The sequence below is a fragment of the Hymenobacter cellulosilyticus genome (assembly GCF_022919215.1).
Lineage (GTDB): Bacteria > Bacteroidota > Bacteroidia > Cytophagales > Hymenobacteraceae > Hymenobacter > Hymenobacter cellulosilyticus.
The window spans coordinates 4,234,680-4,255,322 of sequence record NZ_CP095046.1 but is presented as its reverse complement, the minus strand read 5'-3'; the positions used below and the strand labels follow the sequence as shown (position 1 = coordinate 4,255,322).

The following is a 20,643-nucleotide window of genomic DNA, read 5'->3' as shown; positions in this document are numbered from 1 at the left end:
CGTCGTTTAAGACCGAATAAGCCTGTTTTGGCCGATTACTTCCGGTAGATTTTATCCTTAGCCATTATGCACCTGCTCGAAAATATTAAGGAGGCATTTCGCTCCATTCACAGCAACCTGCTGCGGACCGTGCTGACGGCCCTGATTGTGAGCATCGGCATTATGTCCCTGGTCGGCATCCTGACGGCCATTGATGCCATCAAGTATTCTCTGAACCAGACTTTTGCCAGCCTCGGGGCCAACTCCTTTGAAATCAAAGCCAAGGGCTACACCAACCGCATGCGGCGCGGCGGGGTGCAGGGCAAGGTGTATCCGGCCATTACCTACCTGCAGGCCAAGCAATACAAGGAGCAGGTCGGCGACGATGGGCAGGTGGGCATTTCCGCCTTCATTGCCGGCGCGGCCGAAGTGAAGGCCAACGGCAAGAAAACAAACCCCAACATGAACGTGGTGGCAGGCGACGAAAACTACCTGCAGATTCAGAATTACAACCTCGCGCGCGGCCGGGCGTTTTCCTCGATTGAGCTCGAAAACGGCACCAACGTGGCCATTGTGGGCAAGGAAATCACCGACAAGCTGTTTCCCAACCAGAGTCCGGTCGATAAGTACATTTACCTGCTAGGCCGCCGCTTTCAGGTGGTGGGCGAGCTGGAGAAAAGCGGCTCAACCATGGGCGGGGGCGGAGCCGACCGAATGGTGCTGATTCCGCTGGAAACCGGCAACCAGATGCCCCGGCAGCGGGCCCTGACCTACGACGTGAAAACGGCTACCCTGGAGCCCGAAAACCTAGCCTACCTTACTGGTCAGGCTACAGGTATCATGCGCGCCGTGCGCCACGACCAGCTGGGCAGGAAGACAGCTTCGACGTGGAGCGCAGCGACTCGCTGGCCGGCAAGCTCGATTCGCTGTCGGGTAACCTGCGCATGGGGGCGGCCTGGTAGGCTTTATCACCCTGCTTGGGGCCAGCATTGCCCTGATGAATATCATGATGGTATCGGTGACGGAGCGCACCCGAGAAATCGGGATTCGCAAGGCCCTGGGCGCCACTTCCCGGCAGATTCGGCAGCAGTTCCTGATTGAGGCCATTGTTATCTGCGTGATGGGCGGCCTGCTCGGTATCCTGCTCGGCGTCACGATGGGCAACTCGATTTCTCTCTTTATCGGTGAGGGTGCCTTCCTGGTGCCCTGGTTCTGGATGACCATGGGCCTGGCCATTTGCATTGCCGTAGGCCTGGCTTCGGGCTACTATCCCGCCAGCAAAGCCGCCGGCCTCGACCCGATTGAGTCTCTGCGCTACGAGTAAAGCTGTACTGGCGGGCCAAAAAAATGAAGCAACTGACGCGGTGGTTGCTGGGAGTAGGGGTGGTGCTGGGCGCCAGACTGCCGGATGTAGCCCAAACGCAGCCCGGCGAGCAGGCACAGGTATACACCGTCACCAACGACGGCGCGGGCGGAAACTTTCACCTTCCTCAGGTTCGGCTGGCCAATACGGCCGTGGCCCGGCGCATCAACCGGCAGCTGCTGGGCCTCGTTACCGATTATAGCAGCGCCATCGACTCGACTGCCAGTCCGCGGCGGCAGCTGACCCAGCTGGCCCGCGAATGCTGCTACGACGAGGAAAGCCGCAGCTGGCTGGCCGCGGGCAGCGGCCTGACCGGTATGACGTACGAGGTGCTGCTCAACCAGAATTATCTGCTCTCCTTTCAGTTTCAGCGGGAAGATCAGGGCCTCGCTCAGCCGGGCACGAGCCATCTCACCTTCGATTTGCGAACCGGCCGGCTCCTGACGCTAGCGGAACTAGTCGCCGATGCTCCCGCCCAGTTGGAGCGGCGCCTGGGGTACGCCATCAGCCGCCGCCTGCACGACGAGCTAGCAAACGTAGTGGCCAACTACGGCGACGACTCCACGATGATTGCCCACGTAGCGCAGCTCTACGGCATCTCCGAGTGGAATACCACTCCCCAAGCCGCCCTCCGGCTGGATATGGGTAATGGGAGTGGAGGCGACCCGTACGAATCTAGGCTGCATCTGACCGAATTCGCCCTGCGTCCTAATGCGCTGCTGCTGTTTTACTCGGTCGGCATGTCACGCCTCAACTTTGAGTTTCTGCCCGACGAGACCTATGTATTTCCCTACACCCGTTTGCAGCCGCGGCCGTTGCTGCAGCCCATAGCGCAGGCCTCAGCAAGCAAGAAAAAGTAAACCCTACGGTTATTGTAGCTGTATTATTGCTACATTTGGATTATAAAACATTTGGATATGGTTGCTACTGGAACGGTTGGGCAGCGCTTTACGCAGCTTATTGCTCATTTGGGAATATCAAAAAACGCCTTTGCTTCGTCATTAGAAAAGACGGCAACGGTTATCCAACACATTGTGGATGAGCGTAACAAGCCGGGGTTTGACCTTTTGTGTAAAGTTTTTGAAGTATACCCAAATGTATCAAAGGACTGGCTGTTGCAGGGTACGGGGACAATGATGGTTTCCGGTTCTTCCCTGCCGGTTGAACCCTCGTCAGCTGCACCAGCTCCCCGCCAAGTGGCAGCAAAAATGCAGTCGGAAGCTACCGTTGCCAGCCCACAGCCCGCTGCTGAAACGGTTCCTCCTCGGCCTTTGGTAGCGGCTGCTGTTGCTCCTGAGCCTGCTCCGGCTGGGGCAGCGCAACCCCAACCCCAACCCCAACCTTCCCCTGTGGAGCCAACTTCCTTGGCCGCGCCAAGTATTATGCCGTCTGTTGTCCAGGAGGCTGCTATAGAAATTCCGGTAGTACCTCCAGCAACTGTAAATGCGCTTCCCTTTATTGCTCCCGCTCCCACTCCTGTACCAACCCCAGCCCCAACTCAAACCGATACCAGTTGGCAGACGGCATTATACACCCAGCAGATGGCGCACCAACTGGCCATGGCTGAGCTGCGCAACCAGCACTTACAAGAGCAGCAGAGGATGATGCAACAAATGATGGACTTGATGAAACAACAAATGTTTAAATAAGCGCTTGTTACATTTGGGTGTAACATGAAAATCCCCGTCAGGTAGGTTGACGGGGATTTTTGCGTAATAAATGGCAGTCCGGGCCGGCTAGTGCTGAAAAACTTCCACGCCGACTTCTTCCGCCTCCATCAGGTTTTGCGGATTCACAGCCGTCAGGCGCAGCCGCTTCATTTCACCAACCAGCAGCGGGTCGTACTTGGCTACTACCCGGATGTAGTTTGGGGTGAAGCCCTCCATCTGTCCGTTAGTCACGTCGTCCTCGAACAAGACCGCCGTTTCAGCGCCTACATGCTGCTCGTAGAAATAGCGCTTCTTCTTTTCCGACAGACCTCGTAGCTGCGTGGTCCGCTCGTGGCGGTGGCGGTCCTGCACCCGGCCGGGCAGCGTGGGTGCCAGCGTATTTTCCCGCTCCGAATACGGAAACACGTGCAGGTAGCTCACATCCAGGTCATTGAGAAACTGGTAGGTTTCCAGAAAGTCGGCTTCGGTTTCGCCGGGAAAGCCCACGATGACGTCGACGCCGATGCAGGCGTGGGGCATTACTTCCTTGATCAGGGCCACGCGCTCCTGGTATAATTCCCGGCGGTAGCGGCGGCGCATCAATCCCAGAATCTTGTTGGAGCCCGACTGCAGCGGAATGTGGAAGTGAGGCATAAAGCGCTTCGAGCGGGCTACGAAGCGGATAATGTCGTCGGTGAGCAGGTTGGGCTCGCAGCTGCTGATGCGGAACCGCTCAATGCCTTCCACCTCGTCGAGGGCCTGCACCAAGTCGTAGAAATCTTCCAGGCGCTGCCGGTCGGGGCCCTGCAGGCCGAAGTCGCCCAGGTTTACACCGGTCAGCACGATTTCCTTCACGCCGGTTTCAGCCAGCTTCTGCACCCGCTCCACCACGCTTCGCACGCTGCCGGAGCGGCTCTTACCCCGGGCCAGCGGAATGGTGCAGAACGAGCAGGAATAGTCGCAGCCGTCCTGCACCTTGAGAAAGGTGCGGGTACGGTCGCCGTAGGAGTGGGCGGCATGAAACTCGGTGGCCGCGGCAATGGGTGAGGCGTGCACGTGGCCGGGCTGCCCGGTAGCGGGCTTTTCGAAGCCGGCCAGGATATCCACGAGCTGAAATTTCTCGGCCGCGCCCAGCACGGCGTGTACGCCGGGAATTTCGGCAATTTCCTGGGGCTTAAGTTGGGCGTAGCAGCCCACGATGGTTACAAAAGCCTCCGGATTATGCTTCAGTGCTTCCTTGACCACCTTACGGCACTTACGGTCGGCGTGGTCGGTGACGGAGCAGGTATTGATGACGTAGATGTCGGCGGCATCCTCGAAGGCTACTTTGCTGAACCCACGTTCCTCAAACTGCCGGCCAATGGCCGACGTTTCGGAGAAGTTGAGCTTGCAGCCCAGCGTATAAAAGGCAACTTTTCTGGTTTCCATAAGCAAGACCACAAAGATACAGCTTCGGAAGTTCAGGCGCGGGCCACCCGCCAGAAATAATGCACAAGCTTCTGCCAGACAAGGCCGGTGCTGGCAGCCTAGGCTCCTGCTGCCAGGCGCTGCCGGATCAGCTGCATCAGGCCCGGCAAGTCGGCTTGGTTGAGCTCCGTGGCAGTAATAAAGGGTGTTAGAGTATCCGTCTCGGTGCGCCCAAACACGGCCGGCAGCGCCGTCGCCGCCCACTGCGGATACCGCGCCAGGAATTCATCCCGGTGCAAAAACTCCGACTGCAGGGACAGACCGGCTATGAATTCCTTCCACTCCGGCCGCATCCGGGTGCCGTGAGTGATGGCGCACAGGGAGCAAGGGTAAGTGGTGGGCGAAATGAGCTTGTGCGCCAGATCCAGCACGCTGTTGACGAGCCCGGTGTCGGCGTTGTAAACAAAAACGAGTTGTTGCATCATGCGGCTATACGGCAGAAGCAGGTTCACCTGGTTATTTGCGTAGAAAATCCCCGTACGACACCTGCTCAAAGGCCTGGCCCCGCCGCAACTGCCCTTTTGTAACCAGGGTGTCGCTTTTAATCACCTTTCGGGGACATTGTCGAACGTGACGGTACCGGTGGGGCTGACCATGCCGAAGCCATCGGAGAAGCAGTAAAACGCAAACGGCTGGCGCAGGGGCTGCAGTAGGTCGTGGCTCCACTCGTAGCCGGCCGTAGGTAGCTTCAGCTGCCGGAGCAGGGTGGCCGCTATATCGGTCTGGGAGGCTATGTGCCCATATACCCGGCCTCGAACCTCGGGCCGCAGGGCGCCACCGGCCAGCACCAGCGGAATTCGGAACTTGCGGTAACTCTCGTTCGGGTCGTTGCCGGGCAGGGTGTGGCCGTGGTCGGCCACGAGTACCACCAGCGTATTGTCCCACCAGGGCTGCTGCCGGGCCGTGCGCAGAAAGCGGCCCAGAGCCCAGTCGGTATAGTACACGGAGTTGCGGAACAGAGCCGTTTCGTCGGTACCCTTGAACTTGCGCGGAATCGGAATTTCGAATGGCTCGTGGCTGCTTAAGGTAAAGGCCGTGACGAAAAACGGCGTTGGCTGCGTTTGCAGATCCTGCAGCACCCGGTCGAACAGCACATGGTCGTGGGCGCCCCACTTGGAGTTCTGCTCACTGCGCGCAAAGTCGGCCCGCTCGGTAAATTGGTCGTAGCCGGCCGCCACCAGGTAGCTTTTCATGTTGGCAAAGGCCAGTTCGCCACCATAATAATAGTGGGACTTGTAGCCGACCTGCTCCAGGGAGCGGCAGAGGTGGGGCAGATGCTCGGTTTTGCGCGGGTACTTGATAATGCTGGTCGTGGGCTGGCTGGGGTAGCCGCTGAGTAAGGCCACCAGGCCCTTCTGGCTTCGGTCGCCGGCCGCGTAGATGTTGGTGAAGCGCACCCCGGTACGGGCCAAGCTATCCAGATTGGGCGTTACGTTGGTTTCGCCGCCGGTGCTGGCTACGAGCTTGCCCGTAAAGCTTTCCAGGATAATAAACAGCACGTTGGGCCGGGTGGTGCGCAGCAGGCGGGTGCTGTCGGCCTGCGAAGCCGGGGCATACAGCTGCTGCACGGTGCGCGTGGCTACCGAGTCGGGCATAAACTGGTAGGGGTTCGGGCCGTTGTCGGTTAAAAGCGCCGTCTGGGCCACGTTCCAGGGCACGTTCAGGGCCGCATGGTTAGCAAAGGGGACGGCGCTGAAGTACACGTCGCTCTGGTTGATGGGAATCTGCTGCAGCCCCCGCGCAGGGGCACAATGAGCAGCGCCAGGTACAACACGCTGGCCAGCACGGCCCGTCCCCGGCCAAAGTGCGGCGGTAACTCCGGGATGGGGCCCACCAGCTTTTTATACAGCCACCAGCCCAGCACCAGCAGCCCGGCCAAGATACTCGTTAATAATAGGAGTGGGGCGCTACCGGCCGAAGCCGCCATTTCGCCGGGCGAGTTGAGGTACTGCAGCGGCGTAGCATCGAGCCGGAAGCCCCAGGCCCGGTACAGGTCCAGGTCGGCCACCGTAAAGCAGGCCACTACCACGCCGATAACGGCCGAGTAGAAGGCAAGCAGACGGCGGGGAAACCACCGGGCGGGCAGGGCACTCCCGATGACAAATACCAAAAAGGGTATAACGCTCAGGTAGGCCGTAGCCGAGGCGTCCAGGCGCAGGCCGTAGCCAAATATGCGGGCCACGCTGCCGGCGGGCAGCTGCGCCGTTTTTGGGAAGTGGTACAGTAAAAAAGCAGCCTTCGTAATGACGAAGTACACCAGCCAGAATAAAAAGTAGCGGGGCTGGAACGCAAAGCGGTTTCTCACCCCGCAAAGGTAGGGGAAAGGCCCGGGCTACCGAAATCCTGTATTGGAAACCATGTTTCCTAAATATTAGGTAGTCGGTAGCTGTTTTAAGGCAATTTTCAAGAAAAACAGCTGTTAGTTTTGTTGACTCCCTTCTATTAGATAGGGTATGGGCTGAAAAAAAGAGTCATTTTTGAAAAAATACTCATTTTTGAAGGGTGGTAGTTGCAAATACTGGATGAGGGACCTTACATTTGCTACAGTTAATCACTAATCGTTGCTTTTCGTCTTCCTAGTACATGGCAATTCTTCGCTTTAAAGCTCTTGAGTTAGTCGACCAGCGCAAGCCGCAGGCCGTTGTTACTTCCGATGAGCGTCGTTCCGACAGTTTCGGTAAGAACGTATTCAACCTGGACGCCATGCGCGCTACCATGCCGGGCGAATACTTCAAGAAGCTGCAAGCCGCTATTAAACAAGGCTCCCCGTAGAGCGCTCCGTGGCCGATGCCGTAGCCTCGGCTATGAAAACCTGGGCCATGGCCAAGGGCGCCACGCACTACACGCACTGGTTCCAGCCCCTGACCGGCTCCACGGCCGAAAAGCACGACTCCTTCTTTGATCTGAACTCCGACGGCCGCCCGGTTGAGAACTTTAAAGGTTCGGCCCTGGTGCAGCAGGAGCCCGATGCCTCGTCGTTCCCCAACGGCGGCATCCGCAATACCTTCGAGGCCCGCGGCTACACCGCCTGGGACCCGACTTCCCCGCCTTCATCATCGAGACGGCCGGCGCCAAAACCCTGTGCATCCCCACGATTTTCGTGGCCTACACTGGCGAAGCCCTCGACTACAAAGCTCCGCTGCTCAAGTCGCTGGCCGCTCTGGAACAGGCTGCCGTAGACGTATGCCAGTACTTCGATAAGGACGTAAACCGCGTGAGCACCACGCTGGGTATCGAGCAGGAGTACTTCATCGTCGACAAGGCGCTGTTTGATGCCCGCCCCGACCTGGTGATGACCGGCCGCACGCTGTTTGGTCACGCTCCGGCCAAGGGTCAGCAGCTGGAGGACCACTACTTCGGCTCGATTCCAAGCCGGGTGCACGCCTTCATGCTGGAGTTTGAGGAAGAGTCCAACCGTTTGGGCATTCCGCTGCGCACCCGCCACAATGAGGTAGCGCCCAACCAGTACGAGTGCGCCCCCACCTTCGAGGACGCCAACCTGGCTGTCGACCACAACCAGCTGCTCATGGACATCATGGACCGCGTGGCCGAGAAGCACAACCTGAAAGTACTGTTGCACGAGAAGCCTTTCGCGGGTGTCAACGGCTCGGGCAAGCATAACAACTGGGCCATGAGCACCGACACAGGCGTAAACCTGCTGGCTCCCGGCCGTCGTCCGAAAGAGAACCTGCAGTTCCTGGCTTTCTTCATCACGACCATTAAAGCCGTGCACCGCTACGGCGACTTGCTGCGCGCCAGCATTGCCTCTGCTTCCAATGACCACCGCCTCGGCGCCAACGAAGCCCCGCCGGCCATCATGTCGGTGTTCGTAGGTTCGCAGCTGAACTCGGTGCTCGACGAGCTGGAGCGTACGGCCAAGCTGCCGCTCGACAAAGGCGACAACATCTACCTCAAGCTCGGCATCGATAAGATTCCGGCCATTCTGCTCGACAACACCGACCGTAACCGAACCTCGCCTTTCGCTTTCACCGGCAACAAGTTCGAGTTCCGCGCCGTGGGTTCGTCGGCCAACTGCTCGTCTTCCATGACGGTGCTCAACACCATCGTAGCCGACCAGCTGATCGAGTTTAAAGAGTCCGTGGACGAGCTCATCGAGCAGGGCAAAAAGAAGGAAGTTGCCATTGTGGAGGTGCTGCGTGAGTACGTTATCAGCTCCAAAGACATTCGCTTCGAAGGCAACGGCTACTCCGACGAGTGGAAGGAAGAAGCCGAAAAGCGCGGCCTTTCGAACATCCCAACCACGCCCCAGGCCCTCGACGCTCTGGTGCGGGAGGATGCCGCTGATCTGTTTGCCCGTCACAACATCTTCTCGCACGTGGAGCTGCACGCCCGCCACGACATCTTGCTGGAAGACTACATGAAGAAAATCCAGATCGAGAGCCGCGTCATGGGGGATCTGGCCGTGAACCACATCATCCCAACGGCCGTGGCTTACCAGACCAAGCTCATTACCAACGTGCGCGGACTGCGCGAACTGGGCCTAGACGACGAGTTGTCGCAGGTAACGGTGGACACGATCAAAGCTATTTCGCGCCACATTGCTACCATCAAAACTCAGGTGGATGAGATGGTGAATGCCCGCAAAGTGGCCAACAAAATTGAAGATACCCGGGAGCGTGCCATTGCGTACTGCGACACGGTTAAAACGCATTTCGACACCATCCGCCGCTCCGTCGACAAGCTGGAGCTGATGGTAGCCGATGAGGACTGGCCTTTGGTAAAGTACCGCGAACTGTTGTTCCGGCACTAAGTCCAGAGGTTAGAATCGAGCCGGAGTTGGGTGGGAATTTTCTCCGGTTCTCGATTTCACTAAAGCCGTTCCGGGTGGGGCGGCTTTTTTGTGTTTATGGCTTATCATGACCTACTAAAAAAGCCTTATGCAGCGAGCATAGGGCCTTTTTTATTCAGCGTTAATCAATGATAAGATATGGATACCAAGAACCTGCCCCATTATTGCCCCCGAATCTGCCCCCGTTTTTGTAGGGCCAGCTGAGCATGCTCGTGGAGTTCTTCGGCAAGAAATCCGCCCCTTCGCAAAATGGCCCTGCTGGCTCAGAAGGCCTTGGCGATTCAGGAAATATAGGTCAGCGTAACCAAGCAGATAATTACGAATGCCGAAACCAGGGTGATGATTTCAGCCTATGTCTCCTGGGTCTAGCCTATACCATCAGTGCCGATATCCTCACCGGCGCCCTGGCCGCCCGGTCAGTGTCAAAAATCCTGGGCTTCCGGAAGGGTGGCCTCACCAGCTCCGGAAGGTAAAGCTCCACAGGATATGGCCGGCCTGCAGGTGGGCGCAAACAGCAAGCTCCGCAACTAGGACGGGTTTGCTGTCGCCGGCGTAGTGCACGAGGAGGAGTACGTGATTCCTGCGTGGATGCGCTCGGATCCGAAAGTGGTGCAGATGGAGCAGTGGTTGGAAACCCGGCGCCAGCGGGGCTTTATCACGGGCGGGCCCACGAGCGAGGACGGGAGCCAGGCGCTGGATCCGGATGCGGAGCTGACCAGGTCGCCGGCTGTCGTTGGCTTGCTCCAGCAACTGGTCGAGGGCCAGCGCCGGCAGGATGAGCGTATCGACACCTGGGCCCTGGAGCTGCGCGTGGTGCAGGATACCATCGGGCTGAGCAAGGAGCTCGACATGGTTAAGGAAGTGCAAACGCGCAACGGAATTACCAGCTGAGGTTTTCTCCAGATAACACCTGTTTATTGAAGGCAGTAGGAGTTCACGAAACTCACGCCTGTCTATGTTTTCTGAACGTTGATTTTGTGAACCAGTATTTTGAACTCAACGGCCAGCCCTTGGAAACATTAGAGGCCTAAGCAGCAGGTATGAATAGCGGTTCATGAAAGGGAGGGTATGATCTGCTACGCCAATCCAAAGCGTTGCTTGATGCCAGCCGCTTCCTCCTGTATCATTGCTTTAAGGGTATTCTCCTATCGCGAAAAATAAGTACATCTGCTGATAGGAACAGAAAGCCCCGACCATCCGGCCGGGGCTTTCTTGTTTCACTAATAGATAAGCGCAGCAAACAGGAAGTACTGGTATGAGATGTCCTTGCTACTTAATGGACAACTTGTATGGTTGTACGCCCCGGTTTTTTTCCTGGTTCAGCAGGTGTCACGAGTTGATATAAACCAGCAGGTAATCCCTGTACGTCTAGGGTCATCTTCTGTTGGTTCGCCCTTATTTTTTGCGCTACATGCCCTTGACTGTCGATCAGGTAGATGAATTCAGTGCTTGAAGGGCTTTTAACTTCCACATTAAGTGTCCCAGTGGCTGGGTTTGGATAGGCCGGTGTTTTAGAGGTAAAATAAGGGTCTTCTCCACCCCGTGGCATCCACCGGGAGGACAATTGGGCACATGCAGGTATTGATATGACGCTGGAGAAACACTGCTGCATGAGTTACTGGCTATAACAGTTGTATGATACCACGTTTCCCCGATCAATTCCAACACAAAAGTTGAGAAGCCAAACCCATCGTCATTTACTGCCATAGTTCTATTGGCATATGGGTTACCGTTTTGAAGGTTCAGGGTGAAGAATTCGACTCCGGGAGTATTATACACCTTGATATCGAAAGTCGCATTGCTATTGGATGAGTTGGGTGCATGCTCTACCAAGTAAAAAGTCGGAGCATCGGTCAAGGCAGGGCAAGGAGGGCATGCATTCACTGTCACAGCAGTGCTATAGGTACTGCCATCCGGTAGTCGAACAGTCAAGTTATAGGTGGTTGTGCTAGTGGGTCTGACATTCCACTGCAGAGTAGTAGCCAATACTGTTGAGCTGCCACTCTGTGTCCACGCATACGTTGCACCTGGAATGGCGCAGCCTTCCCCAATCTGAACAGGCGCTCCGGTACAAGCACGATCTGGACCGGCTGTCGGAACTTTGAAGATCTGCAAATCATCTACAAATACATACATATTGGGAATGGATGCATTTCGTCCAGGGAGCGGAAGTAATGCCGAAGGAGCCGAGTTAAACAGCCCTAGAGTAACTGTATTTGCACCTGAAGGCAAATCAAATTGCCCAGAAATAGGCGCTTGATTCCAGTTGTCTATATGATTCTGCCCGATAGGTTGTGTACTAAGCACTCCCTGTCCGGATGGTGGGAGGAAATCGCGCATGGATGCCGACGCCCCGGGTAGGTTCCCATTTGAAAACTGTATACCAAATCCACTAGCAATTCCCTGATTTGCAACACTAGTGTTGCGAGTCAGATTCGCTCGGAACTGCGCGTAATAACGGCCTGCTGAAAGAGATACCGAAGCGGTAACATATTCAGAAACACGGTCAAAGGAGTCATAGGTTTGGCGAGCGAATAAGCCCACGCTGCCAGTGCCTATTGCCGTGAATGGACCATACACAGCCGATGCCGGTTTGGCCATGTCATTAGTGGCGTTGGTAGCATAATAGTCCGGTGTGCCGCCGGTCGCAGAACGCCACTGTTGTAAGTCCGATCGGCCTTGTGGTGCATTAAGAGTCTCTGCTGCATTCGGATACCCGCCATTTAGATTATTAATGCGGTTAGGTACAAACGCCTGAGCCTCGAAGTCTCCATTGGGGGCGATATCACAAGCTCCATTGCGAAGATCAGTGGTGGGAGCAGAGAGCGTAGGTGAAGCCGGGTTAGCCTTGTAAGGCGCCGATGACTTTTGCCGAGCCTCCCAATACTTCCGGAAGTAGGGCTCATCTTCCTGCGCATAGGCAACGTGATGATTCAGCGCTAAGCCACTGGTTAATGCCAAAGCAGATAGAGCTTTGAAGAATAGAAAGTGTTTCATGATAGTAGAATGGAAAGGATATGAGATACCCAAACCTACCATCCTAGTATCAGCACACTCAAGGACATAATGAGTTATATTGTGACATATACATATATATAATATTACATAATACAAGACCATTTATGTGACGCTCGTCGAAGTCATGGAAGGTATAATTGTACAAACCACGTTCAGCGAAACGGTCGAAAAGCTAAACGAACGTTATACCTTGCCTGTGTAGTACAACCGTTTGGCACTTACCGTGTCGGCTGTCCAATGGCCGGATTCAGGGCCAAAGCCTGTACCACCAAAATCAAGTCGGGTGCTAGCCCGAGTTGCTAATGCTATGAGTTGTGAGGCTCGAAAAAAGCCCGCCAGACGCAAGTATATCACACGGCATAGTTACTCGGCTGCTGAGTCCACGGTGGCCAGCGTATCCACTGGGGCTGCAGGAGTAGGGTGCTTAGGAGCAGCGGCAGGACCAGGAGAAGTAGTGGACTTACCGAAAAGGGCTATCAGGATCAAGATGATAATCAAGACGATGATGCCGTTTTTGCTGGAAATAGAAACCCCAGCTACGGGCGGAACAGGAGTAGGGCGTTGGGACATGGGTGAATAAAGCGTAAGGAGTAACGGAATGGGTAGAGCTGCTGTATTCAGGAAGTTGGTAAGACAGGAGGAGCAGCTCCGCTGGCGGGGTAGTAAAGCAGAGTTGGCTTTCGGCTCAACTGCCACTTACCGGCTGCCACACGGCATCTTGCAAGGTTTCTAGCAGCTCGGCGGCGGTAAGCTGAACCTGCTGCCGCAACTGGTTTTGCCGGATGCCCGGGCCGGAAACCGGGTTGAGCTCCCGGCCGGGCTTGAGTAGCTTTTCCAGGGGAACCAGCCGAGGAGTGGGCCGCTCCGGACTTGGCTCAGCAGCTCGGCTGAAGCGGCTGATTTCGTACTGCAGCTGACCGGGAGTAAGAGTCAGGCGCAGCGTATACCAGAGCTGGAAAGCTGTGATATGGCCGGAAGAGTTGAGCAGATCCATGGGCATCCAGGTGTAGCTGCTCATCACCAGCGTGTCGGGCCGGGGGCTGTCTACTTCCACCGGGCCTAGTTGCTCCTTCAGCCAGGCGTAGCTGCGGGCGGCCAAGTCGTTCATCCCCAGGCTGTCGGCCGCAAGAACAGCGGTAAACGTAACCCGGCCAGTACTTGCATCGAGGGGCAGCGCGATGAGGTCGGGGAGCTTTACTAGCTGCCGGGTGGCCACCAGCACCGAGTTGTGGCCCCGCTGAATCCGGAGCCAGCCCGGGGCCGGGGCGCTGATGGCTTTGACGGGGCCTCGGAGGACCAAGTACCGGGGCCTGCCTGCCGTATCGGCCAAGGTGGCAAAGGCGGGCGTGAGCCGCTCCCGCGGGTCGTAATAAGCCACGCGCGGCCCCGCAACCACCTGTCCCAGGGCGGGAGTAGCGCAAAGTCCTAATAAGGCATAGAGTACTAGTTTAAACATCTCGGCTAAGCAATAGAGGTAGATAGCGGGCCGGCTCCCTGACTTCTGCCCGCAGGAAATTCTGTCGTTTGCAGTCCGGCCGAACTTACAGCTTTTGGGCGACCAGTCGTACCAGGCGCTGGGTTTCCCGGGAAAAATCGGCAATGGCAACGGGCTCCTCGTAGCGCAGAATGCGGAAGCCGGCGGCCGAGTACAGGTCCGGCAACTCCTGGGTACGAAAGCCGATTTGCTGGCTAGGCGGGTTCTTTCGGGCCTCGTTTACGTCGTAGTGAAAGTTCTCGAAAACCACCAGTCCCCCGGGTTTGAGTGCCGCCGCAGCCCGTTCGGCATGCGTTTGCTCGTCGGCGTAACAGAGCACCAGCAAATCCCAGCAGTGGTGGCCCCAGTCGAAAGAGGCTGCGTCGTGCTCGATGGTGGTCAGCGCCACGCCGAGCTGCCGGGCCCGCTGCTGGGCGTAGCGCAGGGCCGCGTCGGCAATATCGACGCCCGTGACCTGCCAGCCGAGCCGGGCTAAGTGCAGTGCGTTCCTCCCTTCGCCCATATTCACGTCCAGGGCCGTACCAGGAGCCAGCTCGCCCACGGTTTCGGTGAGCAACAGGTTGGGAGCCGGATTGAAACGGGTCTGGCGCCAGGTGTCATCCAGCAGTAAATGATTCCAGAGGCCGCGCTGATATTCCCGCTGCTGCTCGGCCGTGGCATCGGTGGGCGGTGGCGGATAAGCGGCGGACGGCGTGAGCTGTGGTGCGGCGGCTGAGGGTTCTGGCATGAACGAAGGCGGGTGATGGAACAAAGGTCGGCGGGGTCAAGATAGGGTCAACGGGACGTACTTTGGGCGGAACGAGCTGCGGTAAAATGCAGAATGCCTGCGGCCGCTCGAGGTAGCCGGCCGCTCGGTATTTTCATTTCCGATTGGCCGGTAGTACTTTAGTACAGCGTAGGTAAAGCACTAGGTTTGTTAGGATATGGAGGCGGATCAGAATAAGGTAGCAACGGAACTGTATACCCCCGCGGGCCAGCCCACAAACACCGGCCCCGAGGCCTGGCCGGCGGCGCGGGCCCGCAAGCGCGACCGGCTGATGGACCCGCTCGTCATTACCGCCGCCACCACGGCCGTTAAGCTTCAGCCCTTGCTGGAGCTGGTCGAGCGAATCCGGCCCCACATGGAGCACGACTCGGTTTTCACTTCCCGGCGCGACAAGCTCCGCGCCCAGCTGTCCATCATTCAGGAGCAGCTGCATGCCGACCAGCCCCGGCACGAGGCCGTGGCGCACTCGTTTAAGCTTCTGGCGGAGTTTGTGCGGGAAGAATCCCGGGAAGTAAGCAAAGATGAAGTAAAGGAGTCGGCCAAGCGCTTCGTGCTGGTGGCCCTCAAAACGGCCCCCGACCTGATTCGGGCCGCGCACACGGCCGGGCTGTTTTCCTGACCCGCAAACGCCGCATTTTCCCGTGCTGGGAGAGTAGATTCGCCCCGGAGCTAAGGTGACCTGTGGTGCTGGTTGTTACTTATATAATAAGCAGGCCGTTACTAGTTAAGTAGTTTAGTTGCTGCCAGTAACTGCGCTGTCTAGACAAGCTTACCCTCCAACCCTAGCCGGCCGTCGGGGCAGCTGGGCGGGCGTCGGCGTATCGTCGGGCAGCACTTCGGCCCCGCTGCCGGCGTCGGGCACGATGGTTTTCCAGGCGGCGCGCTTCAGCTCGTCGAGGCGGCGCAGCGTGTCGGTAACGGTGGCATGGGTGCGGACCTTTTCGAAGAAGCCGGTGCTGACGCCCACTTTGATGAGGCGCTCCAGCACGAAGGGCAAAATCCAGCCCACGACGTTGGTTGCCAGCACGCCGCGCAGGCCCAGGCGCACCAGCAGGCGGGCGGCCATACGCTCCAGCAGCAGGGCCTTGGCCGCGGGCAGGGCTTTATCGGCCAGAAAGTCGGCCACGAGCTGCACGTTGCCTTTTTGCACTTCGGCCCGCAGAATATCCTGAATCGAGTCCAGGGCTTTTTTGGCCAGTTGCTGAAACAGCCGGCCGGTTTGCCAGGCGGCCATTCCGGTGGCGCGGGCGGCATTAAAGAGAGGGGGAAGAAACAAGGGCTTTTTCATGAGGCTACAGGCGTATTGCTGCTACGCGGCAGCGCGAAGTAAGGCTAAAAAAAGTAAGGCTAGTCTGCCATAAGGCCCGTTAGCGGAGGACCAATAGCTCAAAAACACCCGGCCGGGCAACATTCGTACGGCGGAATGCTTCAGTATGGCGGCGCTTACGTATACTGCCCTGCCCTAACGGAGCTTCTGCGGCCTGTTACCATCCCTCTATGCCAGCCCACCCCGACTATCAAGCCCTGTTTGAAGCCCTTCCCGGTATACACCTGGCCCTCTCGCCAGCCCTGACCATTGTGGCGGCTTCGGCCCAGGCGGCGGAAGTAGCCGGGCAACCGCTGGAGCAGCTGCTGGGCCAGGCTGCGGCGGTTGTATTTGCCCCCAGTGCAGCTTCGGAATTAGGGCTGATAGGCGCCGAGCTGCAGACCGGCCTGGCGGCCGTAACAGCTTCCCGGGCCCCGCACGAGCGGCAGGCCGGGGGCTGGCAGCACCGCACCTGGCCCGTGCTGGGACCCGAAAACGAGATTCGCTATTTTCTGTACCGGGCCGAGCCAGCAGCGGAAAGAAGTGTGCCGCTGACCGATAAGCCTGCCGTTACCCCCGACTTTCGGGAGCTGTACGACGTGCTGCCCGTCATTGTCTGGACAACCCAGCTGGACGGGGGAGCCGATTACCATAATGCCCGCTGGCTGGAGTACACGGGCCTGACCATTGCCCAGGCGGAGGCCGATGGCTGGCTGGACGTGGTGCATTCCGACGACCAGGTCCGGGTGTTGGAAACCTGGCTCCGGGCCCGTACCGGCGGCACCGACTATTTCAACGAATACCGCATACGCCGCGCCGACGGGCAGTACCGCTGGCAGCTGGTGCGCGGCGTGCCGCGCCGGGATGCGGCAGGCGCCATCCTGGGCTGGACGGGCACCACGCTCGATATTCACGACCAGAAGTTGGTGGAGCAGCGCCTGGCTTCCCAGGACCGCCACCTGCAGCAGATTTTAAGTCAGGTGCCGGCCCATATTGCTACCCTGCTTGGTCCCGACCACGTGTATGGCTTCCTGAACGAGAAGGGCAACCAGCTGTTTGGGGGCAAAGTGAAGCCCGGCATGCCCGCCGCCCTGGCCGTGCCCGAGCTGGTAACCAACGGCTACATCAAGCTCGTGGACGAAATCTACCGGACCGGCAAGCCCTTTGTGCTGTCGGAAATGCCGATGGTGCAGCCGCCTGCCGCCGATGGCTCCGTGGCCACGCTCTACTTCGACGGCGTGCTGCAGCCCCTGACCGACGAGCAGGGCCAGACCCAGGGCATTCTGGTGTTCGGCATCGACGTGACCGAGCGGGTAGAGGCCAAGCAGCGCACGGCCGAGCTGATGGCCGAAATCCGGGAGCAGAACGCCCAGTTCCGAACCATGGTGGAATCCTTGCCGCTGTTTGTCTACATTGCCGACGAGCAGGGGAAGATATTGTATATCAATCCGCAGCGCTACGAGTTTACGGGGCAGCAGGCGGAGCAAGGCCTGTCTAACTGGGCAGAACCCCTGCACCCCGACGACCGGCGCCGCCTCAAGGAAGATTTTGCCCGCGGCCGCCGGCTAGGACAGGCCTGGTCGGGGGAATACCGCCTGCGCCGCCACGATGGGCTCTACCGCTGGCACCTGCTGCGGGCCGTGCCCATGCTCCGGCCCGAAGACGGCTCAGTAGGCCGGTGGTACGCCTCTAGCGTGGATATCGACGACCAGAAGCAGTTTCAGCGCCAGCTCGAAACCAAAGACGAGTACCTGCGGCAAATCCTGACCCAGGCCCCGGCCATGATTGCCACCCTGGAAGGCCCGAGCACCGCTACGCTTTTTTCAACGGCCGCTACGAGCAACTGGTAGGCAGCCGGGCGGTGCTGGGCCAGCGGGTGGCCGACTTGCTGCCGGAATTGCAGGAGCAGGGCTTTATTTCCATTCTCGATCAGGTGTACCGCTCCCAGCAGCCCTACGTGGGTCAGGAAAGCCCCCTGTGGCTGACGGACACCGCCTCCGGCCAACCTCGCCTGCACTACCTGAGCTTTACCTACCAGGCCTTGCGCGACAACCAGGGCCAGCCCCAGGGTATTCTGGCGTTTCTGGTGGACGTGACCGAGCAGGTGCAGGCCCGGCAGCGGGCCGAGGGCCTGGCCACTCAGCTGCAGCGCAGCGACGAGCGGCTGCGGCGTATGACAGAATCCTTGCCGGTCATGACCTTTATCAACGACGCCGAGGGCCGCACCGAATACACCAGTCCGCAGTGGTGGCAGTACGCGGGCTACCCCGATGGCACCGACGTGAATGAGGTGTGGGACGCGCTGTTGCACCCCGACGACCGGGCCCGGGCTCAGGCGGAATATGCCGCGGCCCTAACGGAAAAGCGCGGCTGGAACCTGGAAGTGCGCCTGCGCCGCCACGACGGCCAGTACCGCTGGCACCTGAGTCATACCGTACCCGCCTACACCGACGATGGCCTGAAGTGGTACGGCTCCACAGTGGATATTCACGAGCAGAAGCGCCTGAGCCAGGAGCTGGCGGCCAGCACGGCGCACTTCAGTCAGCTGCTCGAAGCCCTGCCCCAGCTAACCTGGACGGCCGACCCTGCCGACGGCCAGGTGACCTATACTAACCGCAGCTTTCAGGCCTACACCGGCGCTTCGGCCAGGAGCTGCTGGGCGCCGGCTGGTCGCGCTTCGTGCACCCCGACGACCAGGCCCGGACCTTTCTGGGGCTGCCCGAGGTCATCCGCACGGGTACCGGCGCCCAGACCGAGCACCGCCTGCGCGGGGTGGATGGGCGCTACCGGTGGTTTTTGGGCAATCTGCAGCCCCTGCGCGACTCGGCCGGCGAAATCACCCAGTGGCTGGGCACCAATACCGACATCGACGACCAGAAGCGCGTGCAGGAACAGCTCCGCCGTCAGGATCAGCGCCTCAGCCAGATTCTGGGGCAGGCGCCGGCCATTATTGCCACCATGGATGGGCCCGAGCACCGCTACGCTTTTTTTAACGAAGCCCACCGTGCCTTGATGGATAATCGCGCCATTCTGGGTAAGCCCATAGCCGAGCTGCTGCCCGAAATGGTGGAGCAGGGCTTTGTGGAGCAGCTGGACCACGTTTACCAAACCGGGGAAACTTTCGTGGGCCACGAGGTGCCAATCCTGCCCGTGGGCAGCCGGCCCGGAGCCCCCAGTCTTTACCTCGACCTCACCTTTCAGGCCCTGCGCGACGAACAGGGCCAGATTTTCGGAGTGTTGGCCTTTGCCGTGGAAGCTACCGAGCGGGTGCGGGCCCGGCAAAGCGCGGGAGCCCTGGCCGCCGAAGTGGGCCGCCGCGACATGCGCCTGCGCCGCATGACCGAAGCCCTGCCCGCCGTGTCATTTATCTGCGCCCCGGATGGCACCATGGAATATCTGAGTCCGCAGTGGTACCATTACACGGGCCAGACCACGGAGCTAACCACGGGCGACATCTTCACGGCCCTGGTACACCCCGACGACCAGCCCGAAGTGCGCCGGAGCCTACGGCTGGCCCTGATGCACGGGCGGCCCTGGGAGCTGCAGTACCGCCTGCGCCACCACGATGGGCTCTACCGCTGGCAGATCAGCCGGGGAGTGCCCGAGTACGATGCCCAGGGGCAGGCCCTGCGCTGGTATGGCACCCTGGTCGACAACCACAACCAGAAAGAGCTGCAAAACCAGCTGCAGCGCAGCGAGGAGCAGTTCCGCTTTATGGCCGAGAGCATCCCGCAGATTGTGTGGACCACCCGCCCCGATGGCACCCTGGATTATTTCAACCAGCGCTGGACCGAGCTGACAGGCCGCTCGGTAGCCTACGGCCTGGAGTTTGGCTGGACCGAGCTGCTGCCGCCCCAAAACCGGGAGCAGATTACGGCTAATTTTATGGCTGGTATTCGCAGCGGTACGGATTACGAGCAGGAAAGCCAGCTGCTGTCGGCCCAGGATGGGCGCTACCGCTGGTTTCTGCACCGTGCCTCGCCCATGCGCGACGACGCCGGCAACATTATCAAGTGGTTCGGCACCAGCACGGACATCGACGATTTCAAGCAGGCCAGCCAGCAGCTTGAAGCCCGCAACCAGCAGCTGGCCCGCACCAACGCCGACCTGGACAGCTTCGTATACACGGCCTCCCACGACCTGACTCAGCCCATCAACAACATGGCTGGCATCTTCGAAGAGCTAACCCGCACGGCCTATTTCCGCGACCCGGACGCCATCCAACTCATTGCCATGTTTGAGCGGGCCCTGCAGCAGATTCACCAAACTATCCACGACCTCTCCGACGTGGTGCAGCTGCAGCGCCGCCACGCCCTGGTGCCGGCCGAAGACGTAAGCCTGGCTGCTTTGGTGGAGGAAGTGCTGGGCAGCATCCGGGAGCAAAGCACCGCGCTGGGGGCCGAATACAGCCTTGATTTTACCGCCGTGCCCACCGTACGCTTCGTGCGGCCCAACCTGCAGAGTATTCTCTACAACCTGCTCAGCAACGCCCTCAAGTATTCCGAGCCGGGCCGCCCGCCCCGGGTGCAGGTCAGCAGCTGCCGGCAAGACGGGGTGCCCGTGCTGACTGTGCGCGACAATGGTCAGGGCATCGACCTGGAACGCCACGGCAGCCAGCTGTTTCAGCTCTTTCGGCGGTTCCACGAGCATGTCGAGGGCTCGGGCATGGGCTTGTATCTGGTCAACCGCATGGTGCAGCTCAACGGCGCCTGGCTGGAAGTCGACAGCCAGGTGGGCGTGGGCTCCACGTTCCGTATCTACTTTAAAGCCTCTGAATCCTGATTCTTTCG

At 59.1% G+C, this 20,643-nt stretch carries 16 protein-coding genes and 3 pseudogenes; 9 read left to right on the top strand and 10 right to left on the bottom strand.

Annotated elements, in window-relative coordinates; all coding sequences use genetic code 11:
* The first annotated feature begins 66 nt into the window (after nt 1-66).
* The 3 genes and pseudogenes from MUN79_RS20955 to MUN79_RS20945 all read left to right on the top strand — a co-directional run bounded on the left by MUN79_RS20955 (nt 67) and on the right by MUN79_RS20945 (nt 2,991).
* Nucleotides 67-1,303, top strand: a pseudogene (locus tag MUN79_RS20955) (ABC transporter permease).
* 23 nt (nt 1,304-1,326) lie between these two features.
* Complete coding sequence (locus MUN79_RS20950; RefSeq protein WP_244674525.1) at nt 1,327-2,202, top strand: hypothetical protein; 876 nt, start codon at nt 1,327-1,329, stop codon at nt 2,200-2,202.
* A 57-nt stretch (nt 2,203-2,259) separates the two neighbouring features.
* Nucleotides 2,260-2,991, top strand: coding sequence for a hypothetical protein (locus MUN79_RS20945; protein ID WP_244674524.1), 732 nt, complete (start codon nt 2,260-2,262; stop codon nt 2,989-2,991).
* An 87-nt stretch (nt 2,992-3,078) separates the two neighbouring features.
* On the opposite strand, the gene mtaB is transcribed toward MUN79_RS20945, so the two are convergent.
* The 4 genes from mtaB to MUN79_RS20925 all read right to left on the bottom strand — a co-directional run bounded on the left by mtaB (nt 3,079) and on the right by MUN79_RS20925 (nt 6,763).
* The gene (gene mtaB / locus MUN79_RS20940) at nt 3,079-4,419 is read right to left on the bottom strand and encodes a tRNA (N(6)-L-threonylcarbamoyladenosine(37)-C(2))-methylthiotransferase MtaB (protein WP_244674523.1); all 1,341 of its coding nucleotides are present in this window, start codon (nt 4,417-4,419) and stop codon (nt 3,079-3,081) included.
* A 98-nt stretch (nt 4,420-4,517) separates the two neighbouring features.
* Nucleotides 4,518-4,883, bottom strand: a complete 366-nt coding sequence (locus tag MUN79_RS20935) for a hypothetical protein (RefSeq protein WP_244674522.1) — start codon at nt 4,881-4,883, stop codon at nt 4,518-4,520.
* Between the two features lie 120 nt (nt 4,884-5,003).
* On the bottom strand, nt 5,004-6,161 hold the full coding sequence (locus MUN79_RS20930; protein WP_244674521.1) for an LTA synthase family protein: 1,158 nt from the start codon (nt 6,159-6,161) through the stop codon (nt 5,004-5,006).
* Nucleotides 6,119-6,763, bottom strand: a complete 645-nt coding sequence (locus MUN79_RS20925; RefSeq protein ID WP_244674520.1) for a hypothetical protein — start codon at nt 6,761-6,763, stop codon at nt 6,119-6,121. The genes MUN79_RS20930 and MUN79_RS20925 overlap by 43 nt, the downstream gene beginning before the upstream one ends.
* 278 nt (nt 6,764-7,041) lie before the next feature.
* On the opposite strand from MUN79_RS20925, the pseudogene MUN79_RS20920 reads away from it, so the two are divergent.
* A pseudogene (locus MUN79_RS20920) lies at nt 7,042-9,229 on the top strand (glutamine synthetase III family protein).
* Between the two features lie 627 nt (nt 9,230-9,856).
* Entirely contained in the window at nt 9,857-10,159 is a 303-nt protein-coding gene (locus MUN79_RS20915) for a hypothetical protein (protein WP_244674519.1), read from the top strand.
* A 382-nt stretch (nt 10,160-10,541) separates the two neighbouring features.
* Here the strand turns inward: MUN79_RS20915 and MUN79_RS31950 are convergent, their stop codons facing one another.
* The 5 genes from MUN79_RS31950 to MUN79_RS20895 all read right to left on the bottom strand — a co-directional run bounded on the left by MUN79_RS31950 (nt 10,542) and on the right by MUN79_RS20895 (nt 14,508).
* A complete protein-coding gene (locus MUN79_RS31950) occupies nt 10,542-10,739 on the bottom strand; it encodes a hypothetical protein (RefSeq protein ID WP_375378188.1) in 198 nt (65 codons plus the stop codon).
* Nucleotides 10,697-12,265 (bottom strand): hypothetical protein, encoded by a 1,569-nt coding sequence (locus MUN79_RS20910; protein WP_244674518.1) that lies wholly within the window; start codon nt 12,263-12,265, stop codon nt 10,697-10,699. Before MUN79_RS20910 ends, MUN79_RS31950 begins: the two co-directional genes overlap by 43 nt.
* 384 nt (nt 12,266-12,649) lie before the next feature.
* Nucleotides 12,650-12,856 carry a hypothetical protein gene (locus tag MUN79_RS20905; protein ID WP_244674517.1) on the bottom strand — a complete coding sequence of 69 codons (207 nt, stop codon included), beginning with the start codon at nt 12,854-12,856 and terminating at the stop codon, nt 12,650-12,652.
* Between the two features lie 115 nt (nt 12,857-12,971).
* Complete coding sequence (locus MUN79_RS20900; protein WP_244674516.1) at nt 12,972-13,742, bottom strand: DUF4468 domain-containing protein; 771 nt, start codon at nt 13,740-13,742, stop codon at nt 12,972-12,974.
* 85 nt (nt 13,743-13,827) lie between these two features.
* Nucleotides 13,828-14,508: a class I SAM-dependent methyltransferase gene (locus MUN79_RS20895; RefSeq protein ID WP_244674515.1), complete on the bottom strand. Its 681-nt coding sequence runs from the start codon at nt 14,506-14,508 to the stop codon at nt 13,828-13,830.
* Nucleotides 14,509-14,704: 196 nt separating this feature from the next.
* On the opposite strand from MUN79_RS20895, the gene MUN79_RS20890 reads away from it, so the two are divergent.
* Nucleotides 14,705-15,166: a hypothetical protein gene (locus MUN79_RS20890; protein WP_244674514.1), complete on the top strand. Its 462-nt coding sequence runs from the start codon at nt 14,705-14,707 to the stop codon at nt 15,164-15,166.
* 150 nt (nt 15,167-15,316) lie between these two features.
* Here the strand turns inward: MUN79_RS20890 and MUN79_RS20885 are convergent, their stop codons facing one another.
* Nucleotides 15,317-15,823 (bottom strand): hypothetical protein, encoded by a 507-nt coding sequence (locus MUN79_RS20885; RefSeq protein WP_244674513.1) that lies wholly within the window; start codon nt 15,821-15,823, stop codon nt 15,317-15,319.
* A 221-nt stretch (nt 15,824-16,044) separates the two neighbouring features.
* Between MUN79_RS20885 and MUN79_RS20880 the strand changes: the two genes are divergently transcribed.
* From MUN79_RS20880 to MUN79_RS20870, 3 genes and pseudogenes are all read left to right on the top strand, one after another.
* Nucleotides 16,045-17,703: a PAS domain S-box protein gene (locus MUN79_RS20880; RefSeq protein WP_244674512.1), complete on the top strand. Its 1,659-nt coding sequence runs from the start codon at nt 16,045-16,047 to the stop codon at nt 17,701-17,703.
* An 11-nt stretch (nt 17,704-17,714) separates the two neighbouring features.
* Nucleotides 17,715-18,359, top strand: a pseudogene (locus MUN79_RS20875) (PAS domain-containing protein); the annotation flags it as partial.
* Between the two features lie 173 nt (nt 18,360-18,532).
* Nucleotides 18,533-20,635 (top strand): PAS domain-containing sensor histidine kinase, encoded by a 2,103-nt coding sequence (locus MUN79_RS20870; protein WP_244674511.1) that lies wholly within the window; start codon nt 18,533-18,535, stop codon nt 20,633-20,635.
* Nucleotides 20,636-20,643: the final 8 nt, after the last annotated feature.